General features: G+C 68.1%; 11 protein-coding genes. 6 read left to right on the forward strand and 5 right to left on the reverse strand.

The window, feature by feature from the left end; genetic code table 11:
* Positions 1–120 precede the first annotated feature (120 nt).
* Positions 121–12,306 carry a beta strand repeat-containing protein gene (locus ACT3CF_RS08130; RefSeq protein ID WP_478421745.1) on the reverse strand — a complete coding sequence of 4,062 codons (12,186 nt, stop codon included), beginning with the start codon at positions 12,304–12,306 and terminating at the stop codon, positions 121–123.
* A 329-nt stretch (positions 12,307–12,635) separates the two neighbouring features.
* Between ACT3CF_RS08130 and ACT3CF_RS08135 the strand changes: the two genes are divergently transcribed.
* From ACT3CF_RS08135 to ACT3CF_RS08150, 4 genes are read left to right on the forward strand one after another with little or no spacing between them, the layout of a single operon-like run.
* Entirely contained in the window at positions 12,636–13,154 is a 519-nt protein-coding gene (locus tag ACT3CF_RS08135) for a phage tail protein (protein WP_478421746.1), read from the forward strand.
* Positions 13,155–13,188: 34 nt separating this feature from the next.
* The gene (locus ACT3CF_RS08140; RefSeq protein WP_478421747.1) at positions 13,189–13,677 is read left to right on the forward strand and encodes a phage tail protein; all 489 of its coding nucleotides are present in this window, start codon (positions 13,189–13,191) and stop codon (positions 13,675–13,677) included.
* A gap of 9 nt (positions 13,678–13,686) precedes the next feature.
* Complete coding sequence (locus ACT3CF_RS08145) at positions 13,687–14,208, forward strand: phage tail protein (RefSeq protein WP_478421748.1); 522 nt, start codon at positions 13,687–13,689, stop codon at positions 14,206–14,208.
* A gap of 30 nt (positions 14,209–14,238) precedes the next feature.
* Positions 14,239–14,745: a GNAT family N-acetyltransferase gene (locus ACT3CF_RS08150; protein ID WP_478421749.1), complete on the forward strand. Its 507-nt coding sequence runs from the start codon at positions 14,239–14,241 to the stop codon at positions 14,743–14,745.
* 21 nt (positions 14,746–14,766) lie between these two features.
* Here the strand turns inward: ACT3CF_RS08150 and ACT3CF_RS08155 are convergent, their stop codons facing one another.
* Complete coding sequence (locus ACT3CF_RS08155) at positions 14,767–15,081, reverse strand: DUF6916 family protein (RefSeq protein ID WP_478421750.1); 315 nt, start codon at positions 15,079–15,081, stop codon at positions 14,767–14,769.
* Between the two features lie 129 nt (positions 15,082–15,210).
* Between ACT3CF_RS08155 and ACT3CF_RS08160 the strand changes: the two genes are divergently transcribed.
* Entirely contained in the window at positions 15,211–15,663 is a 453-nt protein-coding gene (locus ACT3CF_RS08160; RefSeq protein ID WP_478421751.1) for a DUF6916 family protein, read from the forward strand.
* A gap of 15 nt (positions 15,664–15,678) precedes the next feature.
* Here ACT3CF_RS08160 and mprF read toward each other — a convergent pair whose 3' ends face one another.
* From mprF to ACT3CF_RS08175, 3 genes are all read right to left on the reverse strand, one after another.
* Positions 15,679–18,285, reverse strand: coding sequence for a bifunctional lysylphosphatidylglycerol flippase/synthetase MprF (mprF, locus tag ACT3CF_RS08165; RefSeq protein WP_478421752.1), 2,607 nt, complete (start codon positions 18,283–18,285; stop codon positions 15,679–15,681).
* 25 nt (positions 18,286–18,310) lie between these two features.
* Positions 18,311–19,057, reverse strand: coding sequence for an AcvB/VirJ family lysyl-phosphatidylglycerol hydrolase (locus tag ACT3CF_RS08170; protein WP_478421753.1), 747 nt, complete (start codon positions 19,055–19,057; stop codon positions 18,311–18,313).
* Between the two features lie 733 nt (positions 19,058–19,790).
* Positions 19,791–20,426 (reverse strand): phage tail protein, encoded by a 636-nt coding sequence (locus ACT3CF_RS08175; protein WP_478421754.1) that lies wholly within the window; start codon positions 20,424–20,426, stop codon positions 19,791–19,793.
* Positions 20,427–21,261: 835 nt separating this feature from the next.
* Between ACT3CF_RS08175 and ACT3CF_RS08180 the strand changes: the two genes are divergently transcribed.
* Positions 21,262–25,418, forward strand: a 4,157-nt coding sequence (locus ACT3CF_RS08180) for a beta strand repeat-containing protein (protein WP_478421755.1), incomplete at its 3' end; no start/stop codon positions are given.

Consider the following 25,418-nt stretch of genomic DNA (forward strand, 5'->3'; position numbering starts at 1 on the left):
CCGGCATTACCGGGCCATTCTGCCCCGATAGCGTTGTCAGCGCCAGCCCCTTGCGAAAATAAACCGGCGGCCGGCCGGGCAGGGGAATAGGCGCAGCGCCCGCGCGCCGGCCGCCGCCCGTCAGGGCAGCGGGGGCAGCGGGGGCTGCGGCTGGCCGTAGAGGATCGTGCCCGAAATGCTGATTTTCGTGGGGTCGTTGAAGCCGTTCGCGTCGTCGAGTTCGGCGGCGTTGCTGCTTCCCGAGGCCAGGAGCTGGGTGACGAGCATCGACCCGTTGAGGCTGCGCAGGCGCAGATACTGGCCGTTGCCGACCTGTCCGGCGATGTTGGCGAAGCTGTTGCCCGACAGGTTGACGCGGATCGTGGGGAAGGTGGGGCCGTCGACCTGATTGTCCTGGATGGTGATCGCGCGGCTGCCGACGTCGCTTATCACATTGTTCTGTATGGTCAAATTGGTCGTGCCGCCGCCGGTGGCGCCGCCGCCCAGTCCGACATTGACGGCGATTGCCGGCGCCGCCGCGATCTGGCGGATGGTATTGCCGATCACCGAATAGGTCGCGTTCACAGCGCCTTCATTGGCGATGCTGATCCCGTTGCCGAGCAGCGACCCCGAGTTGGAAACGCTCCCGTTGCCGATCGAATTGTTGCTGATCCGCCCCCAAACCGTGCGGTTGAAAGGTGCATTTCCGTTGTTGAGCGTGTTGATTGCCGTCGATCGCTGGCCAGAAATGTTGTTCGAATCCACGACGAACGCGAGCGATGACGATGCCGCATCGGAGGTGATCGACACGCCGACATTGTTGGCGGTGAAGGTGCTGCCGCCGACATTCGCGGTCATCGCGGTCCCCGCCGCATTGACGTTGAGTCCGGTGCCCGTGATCACCGCGGGCGGGGTCGCGGCGTTCCAGTTGCCGATGAAGCTCGAACCGGTGACGTTGATCGTCATCGTCGCGGTGCCGTTGCCGAGGAAGTTGAACAGGTTGCCGTGCTGGCCGGCCGCATTGCCGTTGACCGCGGCACCGTCCGACTGGAACGTCGCATTGACGACCTGGAAATCGGCAAGGGTGCCGAGCGTGTTGCTGATCTGCACCTCGTACAGGTTATTGTTGGCGATCGTGCTGTTGTAGATGCCGGTCGGCCGGGCGCCGTTGGCGGCGGTGCCGGTGACGTTGGTGAGGTTGATCCCCGATTCCTGCGTCGCCGCCTCGTTGCCGTTGCCGGTGATCGACAGGCCGTCGAGCACGAGCCCGTTCACCCCGCTGCCGCCGATACCGTTGCCGAGATTGCCGGTGATCGTCATGCCGGTCAGCCGGACGTTTTCGGTGTTGGTGAGACTGATCCCGTCGCCGGTCGCGTTGCGGATCGTCCCGCCCGACCCGGCGGTGCCGGTGCCGGTGACCTTGAGCCCGCCGAGCGCGCCGGTGTTGGCGAGCACGATGCCGTTGGCGGCGCCGTTGGCGGCGATGCTGCGGAATTCGAGCCCCGCCGCACCGATCGTCGTCGCGCTGACGGTGAGCGCCGTGCCGGTGCCGCTGGCGATGACGTTGCCCGCCCCCGCCACCGAGACCGTGCCGCCGCCGGTGGCGCTGAACCCGGCGCCGCTGGTCGTCGCGATCGTGAGACCGCCATTCTGGAACAGCACCGTCGCCCCGGCATTGCCCGCGAGCGTCACCGCCGCTTGCGCACCCGTGTTGAACAGCTTGGTCGCGCCCGAGAAACTGAAGGTGCCGCCGCTGTTGCCGGTGATCGTCAGCGGCGCGGTCGCGCCCGAAACCCCGGCATTGATCGTGCCGGCAAAGCCGATCGTGCCGCCCAGATTGTTGGCGATGCGGATGCCGAGGCCGGTGTCGACGATCGCCCCCGCAAAGGTTGCGGTGCCCGCCGTGCGCGCCGCCGCATCGACCGCGCGCGCCGTCCCGCCGCTGGTGGCGATCGTGCCGCCATAGGTGAAGTCGAGCGCGTCGCCCGAGAGCCGCACGCCCGCGTTCGAGGCGGTGATGCTGCCCGCGTCGATCGCGATCGTGCCGCGGATCGCGCCGGTGCCCGTGCGCATCGCCTGAATGCCCGCGGCGCCGGCAGCCATGCTCGCATCGGCGAGGTGCAGGTCGAACACCGCATCGGTCGCGGCGGCGTTGGTAAGGTTCAGCAACATGCCGCTGCCGGTGGCGAGCCGGTTGTTATTGCCGAGAATGCCGAGCGACCCCGGCCCCGTGACCGTCACCGCGTTGCCCGTGGTGGTGTTGATCGACAACCCGCCCGCGCCGGTATCGAAGGTGACGTTCGTGTCGGCGCTGTTGTTTTGCAGCGTGAGCGCGTCTGCTGCCCCGGTGTTGAGCAATACCGGCCCGGAGAAGCGGACCGTGCCACCCTGGCCGTCCGCGACCAGGATCGCGGTCGCCGTCGTTCCGGTGCCGCGGAGCGGACCGCCAAAGGCGATGGTGCCGCCCTTGAGCTGGCGGATGCTTATCAACTGGCCCTGATCCGCGGTGATGTCGCCGCCATAGGTGATCGTGGCGGCGCCGTCGGTGAACGAAAAGGCCGTGCCGAGATTTGCGTGCACGCTGGTCGCCGAGCCGAAATTGTAGCTGGAATCGGTCGAGGCGATCGACAGCCCGGCATCGTCCCCCTGGAGCGTGACCGCGCCGGTGAAGCTGTAGGTACCGCGGACGCTGCGATCGGCAACGCCGCCGAAGAACTTCATGCCCCGGGTCGCGAGCGCGGTGATCGCGCCCGCATAGGTGAAGACGCTCGCCTGGCTGCCTTCGACGATCACCGCATAGCCGTTGGCGCCGTTGATGCTGCTCGTCGTGTCGAAGCTGATCGCGGCGTCGCTGTCGACGATGTACAGCGCGTTGTTGGTGATGTTCGCAAGCGTCACCGCCGTCGCATTCACCGTGCCGTGCGCGTTGCGAAGCGTCAGGCCGCCCGCCCCGCCGGTGACGGACACGTTGGCAAGCGTGGTCGTCCCGTCCATCGACGCCAGGTCGATGCCCTGCGACGCGCCGTTGAGCGCGATGTTGCGCAGCACGGTGTCGGTGCCCTGGTTGATCGTCAGCGCCGAATTGCCGGTGAAGGTCAGCCGTTCGAACGTCGCGTTGCTGATGTTGTCGAAACGGGCCGTACCCGCATTGCGGAAGGTCAGGTCGCGCAAGGCAATCCCGCTTGCGATGCCGCCGCCGGTATAGCCGATCGCGTACAGGTTGCTGCCGCCGCCGTCGATCGTGAAGCCGGCCAGTTCGCTGGCGCCCCCCTGAAGCGTGACGATCGTCGACCCTGCCGGGCCGGTGAGCGTCGCGGCGCCGGTCCCCGGATCGGCGATGGTCAGCGTGTTGCTGGACAGCAGCACCGTCGACGGAACCGTCAGCGCGATCGTCACCTTGCCGTCGGCCGTGCCGAAACCATAGGCGCGCGACCCCGGACGCAGGATGAAGCTGTTGTCGCCGTTGCTGCCGGCGACGCTGATCGCATTGCCGTTGTTGACCAGCAGGAATATGTCGTTCGGCATCTGCTGTGCCTCCGCGTCGGCCAGCGTCATCGGGTTGGCGCCGTCGATGCCCGAGCCGGTGCCACCCCCGGTCGCGCCGTCCGAATCGATGAAGCGGACGCGACCGATGCCGAAGCCCAGCCCCGGGCCGCCCGCAAAGCTGACGTCGCGGAAGTCGTAGCGCCCGGTGAGCGGCGTGCCGACCAGGTTGATCGGCGTGAGCGCCGACAGCGTCGAGCCGGTCACGCTCGCGTCGCCGTCGCCATAGGTGAAGTCGAGGCTGGTCCCCGCATCGAGGACGACGCCGGTGCCCACCCCGGTGATCGACGCGCCGCCGACGTCGCCGAGCCGCAGCTTGCCGCTGCCGGTGGCGGTGGAGAGATTGATGCCCGTCGAGTTACCCGCCGCTGCGGCGTTGGTGATCGCGAAGCGGGCGGCATGAACATCGGCTGCGAGCGTCGCGCCGAGGAAGCTCAGCCCCGTCATGCCGGCGTCGGCCAGGCCGATTTCCAGCCTGTCGATCTCGGTCGTGGCGCCCAGCCGGCCGGCGACCTGCATCGCGGCGCCCGTCCCGGCCACGTTGCGCAGTCGCACCTGGCCGAGCGACAGCGTCGCGCCCGGCGCGCCGTCGACCGCGTTGAGGAGGATCGCGTTCGACGTGCCGTTGGTGTCGATCGAGTCGAAACGCACGCCGCCCGAAGCGATCGTGACGCCGTCGAGCAACAGCGCCCGGCCGCCGGTGGTGCCGAGTGCGCCGCCGGCGATCAGCAACTGGCCCCCATTGGCGTCGAGCGCCGTGCCGAGGGCGGTGTTGACCGTCAGCCCGCCGGCAAATTCGAAGCGGGTGCCGTCGCTTCCCCGCAACGCGACGCCCGCGGCGCTGCTGAGTGCGGTGTCGACCGTCACCGCGCCGATGAAGCGCACGACGAACGGGTGGGCGGGGCCGCCGGTGCCGAACAGGCTCAGCGCCGGGCTGTTGCCGCCGGTGAGCGAGACGGCGTCGCGCACCGTCAGGCTTCCGGTCGCGTCGGCGATCGACAGGCCGACGGCGCCGCGCGTGTTGGTGGCGGTGATGCGGTCGAGCGTCAGCGCCAGCGTGAGCGGCGACGACAGCGCCATCGGCGCGGCGAGGTCGGTGACGATCGTGCCGCCGTCGCCGATCAGCGTGAAGCCGTCGCGCAGCGTCCCCGACACCCCGAGCGCGGTGCCGCCCGTGCTGTTGATCGCGATTCCGCCGATGTCGAGCGTGCCCGTGACCGTGTCGAGCGCGAGCGCGTTGCCCGCGACGGCGCCGCCCGCGCTTCCCAGCACGAGGTTGCGCGCATCGACCGCATGGCCGTCCGGACCGCCGGGATTGGCGTCGAACACCGCCCGGCGGATCGAAATCCCGCCGCTCTCGCCGTCATGGCCGACGGTCAGGTTGGCGAGCGTCGAGAGCGTGATCGCCGCGGTCGCACCGCCGTCGACGGCAAGCACGGTGCCGCCGCGCGTCGACAGGTCGAGGTTGCTGAGCGCGTAGCGCGCGGTGCCGGCACCGGCGGCGAGGCTGATCGCGCCGCCCAGACCGCCGGCGATCGTGCTGTTGCGGACCACGCTGAACCCGTTGATGCCGGTGCCGAGCAGTGCTGTACCGTTGCCGGTATTGGTGATCCGCAACCCGTCGAGCAGGTTGGAGCCGCCCAGCGTCACCGTCGCGGTGCCGTTGCCGGTGAGGATCGGCGCGCCCGATCCGGCGAAGGGATTGGTGATGACGCCCGTCTGGACGTTGAAGAGCGTCACATTGGCCGGTGCCCCGCCGCCGATCGACAAGCTGTCGCGATCGCGGAAGCTGTAGAGCGACTGGCCGCCGGCGAGCTGGAGCGTGCCGGTGCCCATGTCGAAAATGTCGGTGCCGCCGGCGGGATCGTTGACGAGCACGATGTTGACGGCATTGGCGGCAAGCGCGGCGGCGAGGCTGCCCGGATCGGTGCGCGTGCCGGTGCCCGTGCCGCCGACGGCGACATAATAGGCCGGCACCGCGAGCGTCGAAGTGTCGCCCACCAGATTGACGTCGGCGAAATTGTAGAGGCCCGTCGCGCCGTTGAGACCGGTGATGACGAGCGGCGTGGCGGCGGCGATCGTCGAGCTGGCGCCGTTGGCGTCGGTGTTCGAGCCGTCGCCGAAGCGGAAGCTGCCGGTCATCGCCGCGCCGGTGAGATCGACACCGATGGCGGTGCCGTCGATCCGGCTGCCGCCGCCGATGGTGATCGTGGCGGCGCTGTGGCTGTTGGTGAGATCGATGCCGCGCGTGCCGACAGACGAGGCGGCGCTGAGGTCGAGCGTGGCGATCGCGACATTGCCGGTCGCGCCGGTCAGGTCGATCCCCGTCTTGCCCGTTGCGAGATCGCGCAGCGTGAGCGCGCCGAACGCGAAATCGCCCGCCGAGCCGTTGGTCACCGCGATGCGGGCGCCGCCGCCGAGCGTGAGCGCGCCGAACCGATAGCTGCCGTCGGCATTGTCGAAGACGAGCCCGTCGCCGCCGGTGATCGCGAGCGTCGCGCCCGTGAAGTCGACCGTGCCGCCGCCATGACCGGTGACGCGCAGCGCTGTGCCCGATGCCTGGGCGAGCGTGCCCGCGAAGGCGAGACTGGCGCTGTTGGTGTCGATCTGGATCGCCGGGGCGAGGCCGTCACCGGTGATCCGCGTGCCGGCGCCGAAGGTGAAGTTGCCCGACGAACCGTAGCCGATCATCAATCGGGCGCCGCCGTCGAGCTGGGTGATGCCGTTGAATTCATAGTCGCCATTGGCGTTCCAGAAGCTCAGGCCGACGCCGTTGGGCGAGATCAGGCTGCTGGTGCTGCCGAAACGGATCGTGCCCTGATGGCCGTCGATCGAGACCATCGGTGCGACGCCGGTCTGATGGATGCTGCCGTCATAATCGAGGTCGATCCGGCCGGTCCCGCTGATGATCCGGATCGCCGAGCCGGTGACGTCGGTGATCGACGACGCGGCGCCGAAATGGAAGCTGCCGTCGGTCGAATCGGAGAGGACCACCCCGGCACTGCCGCCGCTGGAGACCAGGCGGGTGACGTCGAGCATGCGGCGGCCGGCGCCGGTGCCGTGTGCGCTGGTGACCACTACCGCGGCGCCGGCACCGGAATGGGTGATCGCATCGAACGACAGGTCGACGCCGCCGAGCGTGATCATCAGCGCGTTGCTGTCGATCGTGTCGATGCTGCCGCCGCGCGCGGTCAGGTCGAGATCGGTCGACTGGGCGAGCATGCCCGGCCCGTCGCGGTTGAAGATGCTGATGCCGTTGAGCGCGAGCGCTCCCGCCGTGTTGTCGAGGATCAGCGCCGCGCCGTTGAGCCGTGCGGCGGCGCTGCCGATGGTGAGGGTGGCGGCGACGGCCTGATCGCCTGCCGCCAGCGGATCGGCGTCGAAGCGGACGCGCGTGAATACCGCGCCCGCGCTTTCGCCCTGGCCGCCGAGGATCGTGATGTTCGAGAGCCCCGACAGCGTGAGGCTGCCGCTTCCGCTGCCGTCGGCGACGAGTGTGGTGCCGTGGCTGGACAGCGTGAGGTTCGACAGGCTGGCCGATGCGGTGCGGGCGCCGCTGACGAGCGCCAGGGCTGCGTTGCCGCCGCCGATGCGGCTGTTGCGCAGCACGACGTTGGTGACGTTGACCGAGCCGGGAAGCGCGATGCCCGCACCGCTCCCGGCATTGGCGACCGTCAGCCCGTCGAGCACGACGTTCGAGGCGAGCAGGACCGTGGCGCTGTTGCCGGCCGTCGTGGTGAGCACGGGGGCGCCCGACCCGGCAAAGGGATTGGCGATGCTGCCGCGGGTAATGCCGAACAGCGTCAGATTGGCGGGGGCGCCGCCCGGCACGGCGAGCGAATCCGCCGCGCCGAAGCCGACGAGCTGTTGCCCCTGACGCAACACGAGCGTGCCGCCGGTGCCGGTGGCCGCATCGTTCGCGTCGAGAATGTCGGTGCCGCCCGACGGGTCGTTGATGAGGACGATGATGTCGGCACCCGATGTCGCCGCGCCCGCGAGGCTGCCCGGGTCGCTGCGGCTGCCCGTGCCATGGGCGCCCGCCTGGACCCAGTAGAGGCTGGCCGACGAGACCAGCCCGCCGGTGTCGCCGGAGAGGCGCACATCGGCGAAATCATAGCGGCCGGTCGCGCCGCTGAGCCCGGTGATCGCGATCGGCGTGACCGCGTCGATCGACGCGGCGGCGCCGTCGGCATCGGTGTTCGATCCGTCGCCGAAGCGGAAGCTGCCCGTCATCGCGGTGTTCGACAGGTCGACGCCGGTGCCGACACCGCGGATGCTGCCCCGGTCGATCCACAGCGTCGCGGCGCTGCTGTTCCCCGACAGGTCGATGCCGCGCGTGCCGACGGTGCTTGCGGCGTCGAGGTCGAGGCTGGCGAGGGTAACCGCGCCCGCAGCCGCGCGCGCGTCGATGCCGCGGCCATTGGCGGCGAGCCCTGCGATGGCGACATCGCCGAACGCAATGGCGCCGCTGTTGCCGCCGCCGATCGTGATGCCGCTTGTCTGCTGGCCCGTCAGGCTGGTGGTGCCGGTGAAGCGGACGCTGCCCGCGACATCGGTGAACGCGATCGCGGTGTCGCCGCCCGTCACCGCGACGGGGCCGATCGCGACGTCGGCACCGGCCGCGACGCTGCCGATCGTGATGCCGGTCCCGCCGGAACTGCGGATCACGCCGCCGCCGATGGTGATGCTGCCGCCGCGAAGCGTGTCGATCACCAGACCGCGCGTGCCGGGATTGGTGAGGTCGAGGCTGCCGAGCGTCAGGTCGCCGCGCTGATCGGCGATGAGGATGCCGTTGCTGTTTGCTCCGGCGAGCGTCACGTCGCCGAGCGTCACCGCCGCGCGGTTGCTGTTGATCGTCACCCCGGTGCCGGTGACGGCGCCCAGCGTGACCTTGCCGAGCGTCACCGCGCCGCTGTTGCCGTCGATCGTGACGCCGTCGCCGCCGTCGTTGCGCAGCGTGATTGCCCCCAGCGTCACCGTGCCGCGATTGCCGGCGATGGTGATGCCGCTCCCGCTGGTCCGTTCGAGGCTGACGTCGCCGGTGCGGATATTGGCCGTATTGGCGCCGATCATCACGCTGCTGCCGGCGCCGGCACCGGTGATGTTGCCCAGCGTGACATCGGCGCCGCCGACCCCGCGGATGGACACGGCGTCACCGAGCCCGCCGCCGGCAGTGATGTTGCCCAGCGCGATCCCGGCGCTGGTGACGTTGGTGAGCGCGAGCGCCGCTGCGTCGCCGGTCGCACTGATGCCGATGCCCGCCGCATCGACGGTGAGCGTGCCGCCGCCGTTGCCGCCGAGGGCAAGCGTCGTCCCGCCGCTGGCCGAAAGGTCGAGATTGCGCAGCGTGACCGAAGCGTCCTTGCCGCCGTCGGCGACGACAACCGCGCCGGTGCCGCCCGAGATGTTCGAATTGGCGATGGTGGCGCCGCGAACACCGGTGCCCGCGACGCCGATGCCGGCGCCGCCGTCGATCAGCACGCCGTCGACGCCGCTGCCGTCGGCCAGCGTGACCACGGCGCCGCCGCCCTGTGTGCTGGTCAGCAGCGCCGACCCCGAGCCGGCAAAGGGATTGGTGATTCCGGTCGGACCGATGTCGGTCACGATGAGATTGGCCGGGGCGCTCGCCCCGGTGACGGCGAAGAAATCGGAATAGAGGAAGCTGACGAGCCGCTGGTTGAGGCCGAGCGTCAGCGTGCCGCCGATCCCGGCGACGTCGAGAATGTCGCGGCCGCCGGTCGGATCGTTGAGGAGAACGATATATTGTGCGCCCGAAGCGACGGCGCCGGCGAGGCTGCCCGCATCGGTGCCGTTGCGGCCGCTGCCCTGCGCGCCGGCGAGCACATAATAGGCCGTGAAGCTGCCGCCGGTGAGGTTGGTCGTGTCGCCCACCAGCCGCACGTCGCCGAGGTCGTAACGGCCGAGCGTCGAATTGAGTCCGGCGGCAAGGATCGGGACATCGGCGGTGATCGTCGCCTGAAGCCCGTTGCCGCCGCTGCCGTCGCCGAAGCGGAAACTGCCCGAAGCGGCGGCGTTGCTGAGGTCGATGCCCGTGACCACGCCGGCGATCGTGCTCGCGCCGCCGATGACGATCGACCCCGCATTGGTGCTGCCGGCCAGGCTGATGCCGCGCGAACCGGCCGCCCCCGTTCCCGAAAGATCGAGACTCGCGAGCACGACATTGCCCTGGGTGCGGGAGAGGTCGAGCCCGGTGCCCCCGCCGAGCCCGGTGATCCGCACCGCGCCGAACCCGACCCCGCCGGGGACGTTGCCGATGCGGATGGCGTCGCCCTGCGGCGTGTTGATCGTGAGCGGCCCGTCGAAGGCGAGCGCGCCGGCAAGATTGTCGATCGCCAGCGCCGCACCCGCGCCGCCGCCGGTGATCGTCACCGGACCGATGAAGCGCGCGACCCCGCCGGCGCGTGTGCCCGTGATCGCGATGCCGCCATTGCCGCTGATCGCACCGGCAAAACGGATCGTGCCGCCCGCCTCGGCGATGGCGACGAGCGGCGTGCCGCGATTGCCCGTGATCGTCGCGCCCAGATCGAGGCCGATCGTGCCGCCGCTGTCGGCGAGACCGGCCTGGCCGATCTGGACCGCCGCGTTCCCCGCATCGGCGATGGTGCCGCGCGCGACCGTCACCTGTCCCTGCGAGCCGCCCGTGAGCAGCAGCCCCTGCGCGCCGCTGTTGGCAATCTCGACGGTGCCGATCGTCAGCGCGTTGCCGCCCGTCCCTGTGCCGCGGACCTGATCGAGCACGATACCCGCGCCCGCAGCGGCATTCGAGCGGACGGCGGTGAAGTTGAGATCGATCGCCAGTGGGTCGAGATCGAGCGCGGTACCGCCTTCGGCATCGATGCGGCCGTCGCGCGTGGTGAGCGTGAAATCGCCGGTCTTGGCGTTGGCCACCGCGAGCGCGGTGCCGCCGCGCGTCGCAATGTCGAGGGACTGGAAGCCCAGCGTCCCGGTGACGTCGGTGAGGCTGAGGCCGGTGCCGCCGACCCGGGCTGCGGTCGACCCGATCGCCATCGCACCGGCGTTCACCGGCTGGAGTCCGCCCGCGCCGCCCGAATTGAAGACGGCGCGACGGATGGCGATGCCGCCCGTTTCGCCGTTGCCGCCCAGGATCGAAAGGCCGCTGAGCTGCGCAATGCCGAGCGGCCCGGTGCCGGTGGTACCGTCGATGTCGACGACATTGCCGTTCGCGGCAGAAAGGGTGAGATTTGCCAGCGAGACGTTGAGTGCGCCGCTGCCCGCCAGCACGTCGACCGCGCCGGTGCGGCCGCTGATCGTCGCGTTGCGCAGCGCGACCGCGCTGCCGCCGCTGACCACGACCCCCGTCCCGCCGGCGCCGCGAACGGTGAGCCCATCGATCGCGATCGGACCGAGCGTATTGGTGAGCGCAAGGCCGGTGCTGCCCGTATTCTCGATCACGACCCGGTCGAGCGCGAAGCCGCCGACGCCCGTGGCGGCGACCCCGATTCCCGCGCCGCGCACGGTGATGTCGCGCAACACCGAACCCTGGCCCAGCGTCACGGCGGCACCGGCGGCGCTGGTCCCGGCGACGATGCCCTGGGTTCCGTCGAACGTGAAACCGGTGATGCTGCCGTTGACGCGGCGAACGGCGATGCTGCTGCCGCCGCCGAGGAGATATTGATCCGCGGCGAGGCTGACCCCGCCGGTGCTGATCGGTCCGCCGCTGCCCAACGCGACGACGACGCCGTTCTGGCCTGCGCGCGCGACCGCATCCTCGAGCGTCGTCGGATCGGTGCTGGTCCCCGCACGCCCCCCCGCGCCGCCGGCACCGGCCGCCGCATAATAGACGCCGCCGAACGCCTTGCCGGTGCGCGGGTCGATCGCGGCAGCACTGCTGCTCAGATCGGTATGGCGCGTGCCCACCAGGGCCACCGTGTCGCGGCGGACGCGGTCGCCCATCTGGCGTTCGAGGCCGGTGAGCGGGGTGCTGCGCGCGCGCGCGCCGCGTCCGAAGGCGATCGAGAGCCGCGCCGTGGCGCGTGCGGTGGTGCCGAAGCGGTTGTCGTCTTCGACCCGCGCGCCGATCGAGAAACGGCTGCCCGCGCCGAGCGGATCGTCGAGATCGAGGTCGAGCCCGCCCCGAACACCGCGATAACCCTTGGCCGCGGCGTCGTCGCGATAATCGAACCCGCCGGCGGAGAGCCGGACGCTGAACCGGTCGGCGAGCGGAAGGCGCGCGCCGACTTCGCCGTTCACTCCGGCGAGCGGAATTTCCTCGAGCCGGAAGCCGCTGCGGCGTTCGATCAGCCGGTTCTGCTCGACCGTCAGCACCCCCGTCGGCGCGGCGTCGGGATCCTGGAATGCGAGCGTGCGGCGGCCGGAGGTCGGAAGCCGATAGTTGAGCCGCAGGTCGAACACCGACGTGAAGCCTTCGAGCCCGAAGGTAACGGCGGCCTGGCCATGGTTGCTGCGATCCGACCGATAGAAGTCGGCACCGGCATGGACGCCGATCGCGACATCGTCGCCGATGCGGCCGCGGCCGCCGATCGTCACCGAGCCGTTGCGGTCGTTGCGTTCGTCATAGCCGATCCGGCCGGCCACGAAGAGCAGGTTCGAATCATTCTGTGCAACCGGCGCGAACAGCTCCATCCCGACGCTGCTGCGGTTCTTGCCCGTTTCCGCGTCGACTTCGGCGCGCGGAGCCCAGACCGGTTCGTTGGATTGCGCAAACGCACGCGGCGCAAGTGCCGGCATGGCAGTCGACAGGCAGGTCGAAAACAGCAGCAGGCCGCGGTGCAGTTTCTTCACAGATGATCCCCCCAAAAATCGACACACCGGCGGCGTTTGAACGGGCGGCCGCGACCGGGCACAATCCGGCCGATTTCAAGCACAAACGAACCATCGTGCACGAAATGATGCGATCCGGGCTTTCGATATCAGTGCAATTGCGCAAGAACAAGCGGGCCGAACGGTTGCGAATCCAGGATTCCGTAGCGGAAGGTGGGGAACGCCTGCGAATTATTTGCGACAGAATGCATCCCGCCGCTGGCAAAATGCACTGTCGTGCGATAGGGGCGGGGGCGTCCGCGTGACGGGACGCAAAGCGCGACGGGACGCAAAAGAAGAGGGGGCAGGCCTTGGCCGAGGCGTTTCTGGGCGAAATCCGGATGATGGCATTCAGTTTTCCGCCAAAAAACTGGGTGTTGTGCAATGGCCAGACAATGCCCATCAACCAGAATCAGGCGCTGTTTTCGTTGCTCGGCATCACCTATGGCGGCAACGGCCAGACGACGTTTGCACTACCCGACCTGCGCGGCAGGGTGCCGCTCCACTTCGGCGGCGCTGACTATGCGCTCGGTATCCGCGGCGGGACGGAGATCGTCACGGTGACGTCCGCCCAGTTGCCCGCACACAACCATGCCCTGAACGTGGCGGTGCCGACGGGAAACAGCAACAATATCGGCGGCGGCAACAAGATGCTGGCCGCCGACCCCGCCGCCATTTACGGCCCCGGCGTCGGCAACACGCCCGTGCAGTTGAACGGCGGAACGATCGATTTTGCGGGGAGCGGGCAGCCGCACGAGAACCGGCAGCCCTTTACGGTGGTCAATTTCTGCATTTGCACCGCCGGCATCTTTCCGAGCCGGAGCAACTGATCCCATGGGTACGCCTTTCGTCGGAGAAATCCGTATGTTTGCCGGTGATTATGCGCCGAATGGCTGGCATTTCTGCGACGGTAGCCAGTTGGCGATCAGCGATTACGACACGCTGTTCAGCCTGATCGGCACGACCTATGGCGGCGACGGCCAGACCAATTTTGCGGTGCCGGACCTGCGCGGGCGCGTTCCGGTGCATATGGGGCAGTTGGCCGGCGGGTCCAATTATGTGCTGGGAATGTTGGGCGGCGTTGAACAGGTGACGCTGAACTCCGGCCAGATTTCGCCGCACAACCATGCAGTGCAGGGCACGCCGGCGAACGGAACCCAGCGCAGCCCGCAGGGCAATGTGCTGGCAAGTTCGACCGTATCGCGGCCTTATGCGGTCGAGACGCCCGACACGCCGTTCGCGCCCGGGACGATCGGCATCAGCGGCCGCGCAGAGCCGCACGATAACCTTCAGCCCTATCTGTGCATCAACTTCATCATCTCGCTGTTCGGCATTTATCCGGCACAGGTCTAGGAACCGATCATGACAGATCCTTTCGTGGCGGAAATCCGGATATTCGGCTTTCCGTTCGCGCCGACCGGATGGGCGGCATGCAACGGCCAGATCCTGCCGCTCGCCCAGAACACCGCACTTTTCTCGTTGCTCGGCACCCGGTTCGGCGGCGACGGCCAGCGCAATTTCGGTCTGCCCGACCTGGTCGGTCGCGTTCCGATGCAGGCCGGAACCGGGCCCGGGCTGTCGCCGCGGGAACTCGGCGAGGCGGGCGGTGCGGCGACCGTCGCATTGACCACCGATCAGATGCCCCCGCACACGCATACGATGCGCGGTTCGGTCGAGGACGGAACCCAGGGGACGCTGACCAACAATGTCGTTCTGGGCACGTCGGTGGGTGCCAGTCTCTATCGCGACAGCGGCGGTGCGCAGATGGCGTCGGCGGCCGTGACGAGCAGCGGGGGCGGACAGCCGCACAACAACCTGCAGCCCTATCTTGCGGTGAATTTCTGCATTGCGTTGCAGGGCGTATTCCCACCAAGGTCTTCCTAGACCCGGCGCGCCCGAATGAGGAGCGAACCGATGTCACCGCCTGTCCGTGCCGCGGCCGCGCATGCCGTTTCCTATCGGCCGATGACCGCCGACGACTATGGCTTTACCGAGGCGCTTTACCGGTCGACGCGCTGGGAGGAGCTTGCGCAGACGGGGTGGAGCGACGCGGTCAAGCACGCGTTCCTGGCCCAGCAGCATGCCGCGCAGCACCAGCATTACCAGCGGCACTATTCCGGCGCGGCATGGCTGATCGTCGAACAGCGCGGCGCGGCGATCGGGCGGCTCTACCTCGACCAATGGGACGACGAGGTGCGTGTGATCGACATCTCGCTGTTGCCGGCTGCGCGGGGGCAGGGGATCGGCGGCGCGATCCTGCAGGATGTGATCGACGCGGCGGCGCGCGACGGGCGGTTCGTTTCGATTCACGTCGAAAAGAACAACCCCGCGCGCCGGCTCTATGCGCGGCTGGGATTCGTGCTGACGGAGGACAAGGGGGTTTACGACCTGATGACGTGTCGCGCCGCGTTGCGGGACTGAACCGGGCGGGGCACCGGGCGCTTAGAAAAAGATTGCCTCGTACTGCATATGCTCGTCCCTGGGACCAAGCGGCACGATGAAGATCGCGAGCTCGGCATCACCGAACCGAAAGGCATAGGTGCCCTGGGGGAGATAGGGGGTGGTCGGCCCGCGAAAGGTAAGCCGAAAGCCGCCGCCGGGGCGGGGCGAATGGGGAATCGGCTCAATGCCGGCCAGGACGAGCGGGTGTGCGGCATCGGACCCGGTTGCGACCTCGATCGTGTCGCCGACGAACGGTGCGAAGGTCGCGGGCGTTGGGAAAGGGCCGGTATCGGCAGTGCTGGTGGCATCGGTCATGTATCGCTCCCCTCGCTTCGCGGCGTGCGTTAGCAGGGTGGGCAGGACGTGCGCCAGTCGCGATCCGTGCGATACAAGGCGGAAGGCAAAGACGTGCGGCGGATGGCGCAGCAAAAAGGGGTGAAGGCGATGAGCGAGATCGACAAGCGACGCCGCGGGCTGATGGCCGCGGGGATGGTCACGGCGGCCGGGGCGGGGCTGAGCGGCTGCGGCGGGGGATCGGACGCCGGCAGCGTGGTGGTCGGCCCCGGCACGCCTGCTGCGTCGGCGCCCCCGTTGACCAAGGGCGAGGCGAGCGAATGGGAAACGCTGATCGGCAGCAGTTTCACCATCGCGGGTGAAAAGGGCCGTGTGAACGCCACGCTCGTCTCGGTCAAACGGGCGCCGGCCGACACGCATCGACCGGCCTCGCTGGCGCGCCAGCAGCCCTTTATCGCCTATTTCGAAATGGACCCCAACCTGACGCCCGTCGGAGGGCTGACCTATGCGCTGTCGCATCCGGTGCGCGGCGCGTTTGAGCTGTTTCTCGGCCAGGCGGATGTTTCGGCCGGACACGGCGTGATGACGGCAGTGCTCAACTGAACGGGGGCGGCACGATCAGCCGCCCACCAGCACCGCCAGGTCGAGAAGCGCCCGCGGGGCCGACAGGCCAGGGGTCAGGCCGATGTAGCGCGGCTCCCAGCGCGGTCCGAACTTGTTCTTGAATGCGCGAAGCCCGGAGAAACCGTAGATTCGCTCGCCATGGCCGTAGATGGCGGCCCCCAGCCGCGACCAGATGGGCGCGAGATGCCCCGACGCAAGCCCCGATAGCGGGGCGAGCCCCAGGTTGAAGCGGTCGAACCCGCGTTCGGCGGCCGTCTGGAGCAGGCGAACGAAGAGCAGGTCCATCGCGCCATAGGGCGTGTCGGGGAGGTGTCGCATCAGATCGACCGACATCTCCTCGCCATTGGGCGTCGCCCAGAGGTTGGCGAAGGCGACGATGCGCCCCTCGTGCCGCAGCACGGCGCATTCGAAATGCGAGAGATAGTCGAGGTCGAACCGGCCGAGGCTGAACCCCTTCTCCGCACCGGTCCGGCGGGCAAGCCAGGCGTCGGAGACGGTGGAAAGCTCGGCGGCATGCGCGCGCACCGCCGCGGCGGGCAGAATGTCGAACTCCAGCCCGGCCGAAGTGGCGCGCTTGACCGAATAGCGCAGCGATTTGAACTGCGGGCCGGCAAGCGTGAAGCCGTTGGCGAGATCGACGACCGCCTCGTCGCCATATTTGATCGGCTGAAGGCCCAGTTCGACCACCAGCGGCAGCATGTCGGCGCTGACCTGGAACAGGCAGACGCGACCATGCGCGGCATCGCTCAGGCGGCGCAGCTCCCATACGAGCTCGGGCCACGCTTCGGCCGGGCCGATCGGGTCGCCCATGGTGATCCAGCTCCGCCCCTGCACCCGATACATCAGGAAGGCGTCGCCCGCCTTGGAGACGAGGAAGCTCTTGTCGCCGGTATAGGCGAGCATCGCGTCGGCCCGCGGCGTGACCGCCATCGCGCGCGCGGCGACGTCGGCGGGCAGCTCGCGGCGCTCGGCGATACGGGGCGGTGCCGACATCAGTCGCCAGAAGGCCCAGCCGCCGACCAGCACCGTGGCGCCCAGCGTCGCGCGCAGGAAACGGGGGGCGTTGCCGCGCCAGGCGAAGTCCCACCACAGGTCATCCGAATAGGGAATGTGCTGATAGGCCAGCAGTCCGGCCCAGACGCTGAACGCGATCGCGATCAGCGCGGCCGCCCACCACCAGCGCACGAAGGGCGCGGCGCCGATCCCTGCCCCGCGATAGAAGGCCGGCCGACTATATTGGAGCAGCCCCGCGACGACGAGGAGCACGACCGCTTCCTCATAATCGAAACCCTTCACCAGCGACGACAGCGCTCCGGCCAGCAGCAGCGCCCGCGCCGCGATGAAGCCTGATCGCAGCCGCGCCTGAAGCGCCGGGGCGGTCAACAGCAATGCGGTACCGACCAGGCTGGCGACGAAGTGCGACGTCTCGATGAAGGGGAGCGGGACCAGCCCCCGCAGTGCGTGGAGGCGGTGCGGCACGCCGGGAATGGCACCGGAAACGAGCAGCACGATCCCGCCCAGAAAGACGAGCAGCGCGGACAGGGTCGGCGCGAGCGCGCGGCCGACGCGTTCGACGGCGGTGAGCCCGACATGGAGGCCGGCCCCGATCGGCGCACGCAGGCGATGCCCCTCCACGCCGACCAGCAGCGCCCCGGCAAGCAGCATCGGCAGGACATAATAGACAAGGCGGTAAACGATGAGCGCAGCGAACAGCGCGCCATGATCGACGGGCACGAGCGCGAGGATCGTTGCTTCGAACACGCCGATGCCGCCGGGAACATGGGTGACGTTCACGAGCAGGATGCCGAGCGCATAGGCGAGCAGGAAGCTGCCGAACAGGCCGGCCGGCGCGTCGGGGATGAGGACATAGAGAGCGGCAGCGGCCAGCCCCAGGTCGACCGTTGCGACCGCCAGTTGTGCGGTCATCACGCGTATCGACGGCAGGGGCAGGCTGACTTCGCCGAACGACAATTCACTGCGCAGCCGCAATCGAATCAGAAACAGGCTGCCGATCGCAGCCAGCAGGAACAGCCCGGCACCCCGTTGAAGGACGGGGTCGAACACCCAGCCGCCGATGGTGACCGGTGCCGCCGCTCGCAGCAGGGCGAGCGCCGTGATGAACAGAAGCCCGCCCCAGAAGGTCGCAGCGGTCAAAAGCGTGATCCGCGCGACATCGGCAAGATCGACGCCGGCGGCCGAATAGGCGCGCAGACGGGCCGATCCCCCGGTGAACAGCGTCAGTCCCAGATTATTGCTGATCGAATAGCTGGTGAACGACGCGAGCCCGATCGTCCGCCAGGGAAGCCGACGCCCGAGCGTTCGTACCGCGAGATAGTCGTACAGGACCAGCGCCGCATAGCTGGCCGCCGTGAAGGCGAGCGCGAGTCCGAGCCGCGGCCGGCCGATGTCGCGGAAGGCATGACGCAGATCGCGGACATGGACTTCCGCAAGCGTGGCGAGCACGGCTTCAAACGCCAGCGCGGCGATGACGAGGATCGCCGCCAGCATCAGCACGCGGCGGTGCCGGCCGACCCAGCCGCGCAGCGCGCGCGCCATGCCGGCCAGCCGGTTCAGCGGCGCGTCGGGTTTGTGCCCCTGCACTGGATTTCCCCCATCCGACATCGGGTCAGTTTCCGGCTTGCGGGCGCGGCGTGCCGGCCGGGCCGCGCTCCTGCTTCAGCGCCGGCAAAAGTGCAAGTTCGGCCAGCAATGTCCGCTGCATGGGCGCGGGATCGTGACCCAGATAATGGTCGCCGGCCAGCATTCGGATGCGGACATTGGGCATGGTGAGCGACGGGCAGAGCGAATCGCGTTCGGCGGTTCCCCCGATACAGACCAGCGGCAACCAGTCGAGCCGGCGCGCGTCGGCGGCATCGGCCTCGGGCTTGCCCCAATAGGCGATGCCGATCGGGTCTGCCCGGAAATAGGCGTCGCTGCCGGGCACGACCAGCACGGCGCCGGCGATGTGCTGGCGAAGGTCGGCCGGGAGATCAACCAGGCCGACGCGGACGATATCGGCACCGAAGGACTGGCCGATCACCACCAGTTGCCGCGCCCCCGTGCGCGCCAACGCCGCCCGGACCGCATCGGCGACTGCCGCGTCGATTCCGGCGCGATCGTGGTGCCGTGCGAAGCGGGTCGAGGACGCGATGGCGACGATCGGGATCCCCCGGGGAACCAGCGCGTCGATGATCGCCGGGCTCATGCCGAAGCCCAGCCCCATGTCGCCCGAAAAGAGCAGGACCGCAAAGGAAGGTCGGGCAGGCGCGGCGCCTGACGTCGGCGCCGGAGGAACATTGAACAGACGGACCGGATCGCGGCTGAAAAAGCCGGCAGCCGCGTAAAGACCCAGCGCAACGACGCCCAGCAGCATGGCCAGACCCGCGAGCCAGCGGGAAAGGCGGCGATGTCGGCGGTGCGGCTGGCGCCGCCCCCGCAGCGTAGCGGTGACAATAGGGTTCACGAGATGCCTGACTGATCGATCCTGCGCGCCGTCTCTGCGGCTTTACGACTCGTCGCACCTTTTAGGTTGGCCGCAGCGCCAGGGGAACGGGTGAGTTGTTTCCGCCGGGCGACGCCGACCAACATCCGAAATGGTTCAGGTGGCGCCTTTGCGCGCGTCGGGCGCGACGTCAAGATGGCCCACAAGATCGAGACCGCGGGCGATGAAAGGAAACCGACCCGCGATACGGCTGGCGACGCCTGCAGACTTCGAGCCCCGGGTCGGGCGCAAGGTCCGCCCGAATACAGCTCCCAGGCCGGCGGAGCTGGTGTTGGCGCAGGTGCGGCGCATGGCACCCATCATCATTGCCGAGGCGATCGCACCGGCGATCGGTGCCGATTTTCCGGCAGCCTTTCGAGTTGCTGTTCGAGGCGCCGTGGCATGTGCTGTTGCAGGACGACAGCTATTGAGTGCGATTGCGGGCGGGGCGGGCCCCATGTGATCCACCTGTCGCAGCTTCGTCCGGCCGACAAGGTGCGGCGCTATCAGGCAATCTTGGCCTGAAGTCGTGGATGCGGCGGCGGCTCGTCGCTTGCCGAAAGCGTTCGCTGGACGAAAGGACGCCGCCATATCCACGCGAGGCACGGCGGCGTCCGTAAACGGATCAGGGCTGTTCCGGCCACACGCCGACTGCGGCGATGATCGTGGTCACGGCGACGAACGGCTGCAACACCGACACCGGCTGGCTTGAGCCCGCATTGGCGATCGTCACGGCACCCGAGCCCCCGGTTACCGTGCCTGTCAGGCCCGCCAGCGGCACTGTTTGTGCGGCCGGCAGGGTGGCGTTGCCCGCCGGCACATACACTGTCGGTGTGGTTTCGGTATCAGAAAGTGTCCCGAGGTAGCTGCCCGGCGCCGGCATTGCGCTCTGGTTTTGGAAATCCAGGCCGCCGATTGCGATCAGCGTACCACTAAAGGTGGGGTTCCCGGCCGGCGTGAACGTTGCCGAGTGATTGTGAACGGGTAGTTGCGCAAGGGTGAGGGATTGCTGTTCGACGCCGCCCGTCTGGCCATCTTTGCGGGGTGTAAGACCAGGACCCGTGCCGGACCCCATCAACACGCGACCGCGTGCGTCGGGCAATGCATATTGCGTCGTTCCGTTGCCGCCGAAAGCGTTGCCCAGCAGTGCGAACAACGCCTGATTCTGACTGACCTGCATGATCGTGCCGTTGCAGCTCAGCCAGTTTACTGGCGCATAGTGGAAGCCGACCTGCATGATCTGGCCGATAAACGGGTCCATGGATGCCATCCCTTCATTTTGACTTCGCTTGTTGGTGATTCGAAAATAGCGGCCAAGATCGGCGATAGAAATCGTAAGCGAGGCCGAAGCGGTTTAGCCGGGAAAGGTGGGACGGGTAATTTTTGCTGAAAATAGATATTATAATTCAACGTCGTATCGTGTTTGCGATGGAAGGAGTGGTTTGAAGCATCCGAAATGGTGAAATCTATCAAAGGATGCGGTATAGACGAACGGGGCTTTGAAGAACCATGTCCCGAGACATTGTTACGCATGCGTTCAATGAACGTGAACCGTCGTGGGCAGACGCGTTCGTAAAGGGGGGTGCATGAAAGTAGGCGCCTGTTCGGGTATGCGTGCCGCGTTCGTACGTCGTGCTCGCCGTTTTGGTGGTGCTCTTGTTGCTGCTGCGGTGGCAACGACGCTTTTTCTTCCTGCTTCGGTACGGGCGCAAAGCCCAGGCTGCATGGCGGTCAATAGCGGGGCGATCGACTTCACCGCGCAGATTGTATCAGGCAACCCGCAGCAACCCGGCACGACGGCGAGGAACATTAACACACAATATGCGACGTCGATGATTGCGGCGGTTAGCGATTATACGGACAACATCGGGAACAATTTTGTTCCCGGCATTTTGCCCTTCACCGTCGGCGACAGGCTCGACTTTACGGCGAACGTCACGCAATATTCCGGCACATCGGGCGGCGTGCGAATTCGATTCCGAATCAACAACAGCATCATCGGCCTGCCGGCTGGAGCGAGGGTGACGCCGGACGCAGCTGCTATCGGCACCTACACCGGATATTATACGGTTGCCGCCGGCTTGCGGGGCGTCGGCATGTCGATCGATCATCCGATCTACAGCTCGACGACCAGTGTCACCGTCACTTGCACGCCCTATGTCGACTCCAGCCTGTCGCTCGGCGTTTCGATGTCGCACGTCGGGACGCCGCAGCAGGGCGGCACCGTGGATTACACGATAACGCCCAGCGCCAGCGGCGCGAATACCGGTACGGACCTGTCGCTTACGTTCAGCCTGCCGCCGGGCATGACGTATAATTCCGGCTCCGGTTCGGGGTGGAGTTGCACCTCCACCCGCTGCACCTATTCGAACACGATCAACAATGGCGGCAGCGGCAATCCCCTCACCTTGCGGCTAAACATCGCGTCCAATGCCGCCACCAGCCTGACGCCCAGCGTCACGTTGTCGGGTGGCAATGCGGCCGGTTCAGCGACCGCGAGCGACGCCACGACGATCGCTGTGGTGCAGACGCCCGCCTCGGTCACGGTTACGAGCGGGAACAGCCAGAGCACCAACACCGGCGCCGCCTTCGCGACGCCGCTCAGCGTGACGGTGAAGGACGGCTCGAACGCTGTGATCGCCAATACCCCCGTCACGTTCACCGCGCCGGGGTCGGGCGCCAGCGGCACCTTCTCGAACAGCAGCAACACGATTACGGTCAACACCGATTCGAACGGTGTGGCCGATGCCGGGACGTTCACCGCGAATGGAAGCGGCGGCAGCTACTCGGTTACCGCAACCGCCGGCAGCGCGTCGACGAACTTCAGCCTGACCAACAATCTGATCGTCGCGCCCACCGTCACGGGACTGTCGCCGACCGGCGGCCCCACCACCGGCGGGACCACGGTCGTCCTTACCGGTACCGGTTTCACCGGGGCCACCGCGGTCAATTTCGGCGGCACGGCGGCGGCCAGCTTCAACGTCGACAGCGGAACCCAGATCACCGCGACGTCACCCGCCGCCGGCGCCGGAACCGTGAACGTCACGGTCACCACACCGACCGGCACGAGCGCTACGGGGGCTGCCAACCAGTTTAGCTATGCCGTCGTACCGGCGACGCCGACGCTGTCCTCGACCCCGCCCGCGCTCACCAACAGCGCGAGCGCGGCCTTCCAGTTCAGCCTGGGCAGCGGCACGGCCGAGTGTTCGCTCGACGGCGGCCCGTTCACGAGCTGCACGAGCCCCAAGACCTATTCCGGCCTGTCCGACGGCAGCCACAGCTTCGCCGTCCGTGCAACGAACGTCGCCGGCACCAGCTCGGCCGCAACCTATAGCTGGACGGTCGACACAACAGCGCCCAACGCACCGGTGGTCGTCAGTCCGGCGGCATCTTCCGAGCGGGCGGTGACCAACCTGACCGTGAGCGGCACGGGTGAACCCAACGCGACGATCACCGTCTATCTGGACGGCACCGCCAATGGTACGGCGACCGCCGACGGCAGCGGCAACTGGACCTATACGCTGACCGGACTTTCGGCCGGGTCGCACACGGTCAAGGCGCGGGCCGCCGATGCGGCGGGGAACAGCTCGGGCGATTCGACGAGCCGGACGTTCACCGTCTACAGCCAGCTTGTCGCGACACAGGTGGAGAGCTCCTACACCGGGTCGGTCAACCTTTCGACCTTCAACAACAAGACTCCCATCGTCGGGAGCGGCGGCAAGACGCCCTATACCTATGCGCTCAGCGGCGGAACCTTGCCCTCCGGGCTCAGCTTTGCCAGTGCCACCGGCGCGATTTCCGGCACGCCGACCTCAACCCTCAACGCGACCGATTTCACCGTTACGGTCACGGATTCGATCGGCCAGACCGCGAGCAACACGTTCCGCCTGACGATCGTTTCGGACCGAACGCAGAATATCATCTTCACGTCGACGGCGCCCGGATCGGCCCGGGTCGGGGGCGGGACCTATGCGCCCAGCGCAGTCTCCAGTTCGGGCCTTACGGTCACGCTGACGATCGACGCATCAAGCAGCGCGGTTTGCGAAATGTCGGGCGCCGTAGTCCGGTTCATCGGCGTGGGCACCTGCACGGTGAACGCGAACCAGGCCGGCAACGCCAACTATGACCCGGCTGCGCAGCTGCAGCAGAGTTTCACCGTCGGCAAGGGCATCCAGGTCATCAGCTTCAGTTCGACGGCGCCGACCGCGGCGACGGTGGGGGGGGCGACCTACACGCCGGTGGCGACGGTGCTTTCGGGGCTGACGGTCGCCTTTACGGTGGATTCGTCGAGCAACGGCGTGTGCGCGATTTCGGGCGGGGTCGTCAGCTTTACCGGCGTCGGTACCTGCCGGATCAATGCCGACCAGCCGGGTGACGCCAACTATAATGCGGCTGCGCAATCGTCGCAGAGCTTCACCGTCGCACGCGGCGCGCAGACGATCAGCTTCACCTCGACGGCGCCGACTTCGGCGACGGTGGGCGGTACGACCTATACGCCCACCGCGACGGCGACTTCGGGTCTGGCGGTCGCCTTCACCGTGGATTCGGCAAGCGCCAGCGTCTGCGCGATCAGCGGCGGGGCGGTGAGCTTCACCGGCGCCGGCACCTGCACGCTCAACGCCAGCCAGGCCGGCGATACCAACTATACGGCTGCACCGCAGGTTCAGCAGAGTTTCAATGTAACGAGCGGCAGCCAGACGATCAGCTTTACGTCGGCCGCACCCGGCGCGGCGAAGGTGGGCGGCGCCCCCTATACGCCCGCCGCAACCGCAACTTCGGGCCTGACCGTGACGTTCACGATCGACCCGACAAGTTCGAGCGTCTGTACGGTTTCTGGCGGGACCGTCAGCTTTACCGGCGTCGGCACCTGCCGCGTCAATGCCGATCAGGCCGGAAACGGCAGTTACACCGCGGCGCCGCAGGTCCAGCAGAGCTTTGTCGTCGGCAAGGGCGATCAGACGATCAGCTTTGCCGCGCTCAACAACGCCTCTATCTCGTCGTCGCCGCTGACGTTGTCGGCGAGCGCCGCTTCGGGGCTGGCGGTCGCGTTCTCCAGCAACAGCACCAGCGTCTGCACCGTGGCGGGAACGACCCTGACGCTTGTGGCACAGGGGACATGCACCGTCGCGGCGGATCAGGCCGGCGACGCCGACTGGAACGCGGCGCCGACCGTGACGCGCAGCTTCACCGTGCTGCCCGCAACGCTCGCCGTCAGCAGCACGGCGGCGGGAACCACCAAGGTCGGTGTCGCCTTTGCGCAGAGTAACCCCGCGACCGGCGGCGTGCCGCCCTATCAATACAGCATTGCGGCAGGAACGTTGCCCGCGGGTACGAGTCTGAACCAGACCACGGGCGCGGTCAGCGGAACGCCGACCGCAGCGGGGGCCTTCAGCTACCGGATCGGGGTGAGCGATAGCGACAGCCCGGCGGTTACCGCGACCGGAAGCGTGATCAGCGGCACGATCGCCAAGGGCGACCAGACGCTGACGTTCACCACCACGCCCCCCGGCACGGCGGCAATCGGCGGCAGTTACAGCGTTTCCGCGACCTCGTCGGCAGGGCTGACGCCCGGTTATGCGATCAATGGCGCCAGTGCCGCTGTTTGCACGATTTCGGGGAACAGCGTCAGTTTCATCGGTGCGGGGAACTGCGTCGTCACGGCGACCCAGGCGGGAGACGCCAATTACGATCCAGCGACGACGATCAGCCAGTCGATCACCGTCGTCGCGGCGCCGATTGCCGCCAACCGTTCGGGCGTAGCCGTACCGTATAACAGCGCCGGCACGACGATCGACCTGGCTGCGAGCATCAGCGGCGGACCGCACACGAGCGTGGCAGTCGCGACGGCACCGGCGCATGGCACGACCAGCGTCGCGGGCGACGTCGTCACCTATACGCCTGCGACCGGCTATTTCGGCGCGGACAGCTTTACCTATACCGCGACGGGTCCGGGCGGCACGTCCGCACCCGCGACCGTGAGCGTGACGATCGCGACGCCGGCCGCGCCGACCGTGGCGAATGTCAGCGCCGACGTGCCCTATAACAGTGCGGGGCAGGCGATCACGCTGTTGCCGAGCGGCGTCTACACGACGCTCGCCGTCGGGACCGCACCGAGCAAGGGGACGGTGACGATCAGCGGGACGAGCGCGACCTATGTGCCGACCGCGGGCGCCTATGGCACAGACAGCTTCACCTATACCGCGACGGGCCCGGGAGGCACGTCTGCGCCCGCGACCGTCAGCGTGACGATCGC

This window comes from Sphingomonas chlorellae (genome assembly GCF_056485145.1).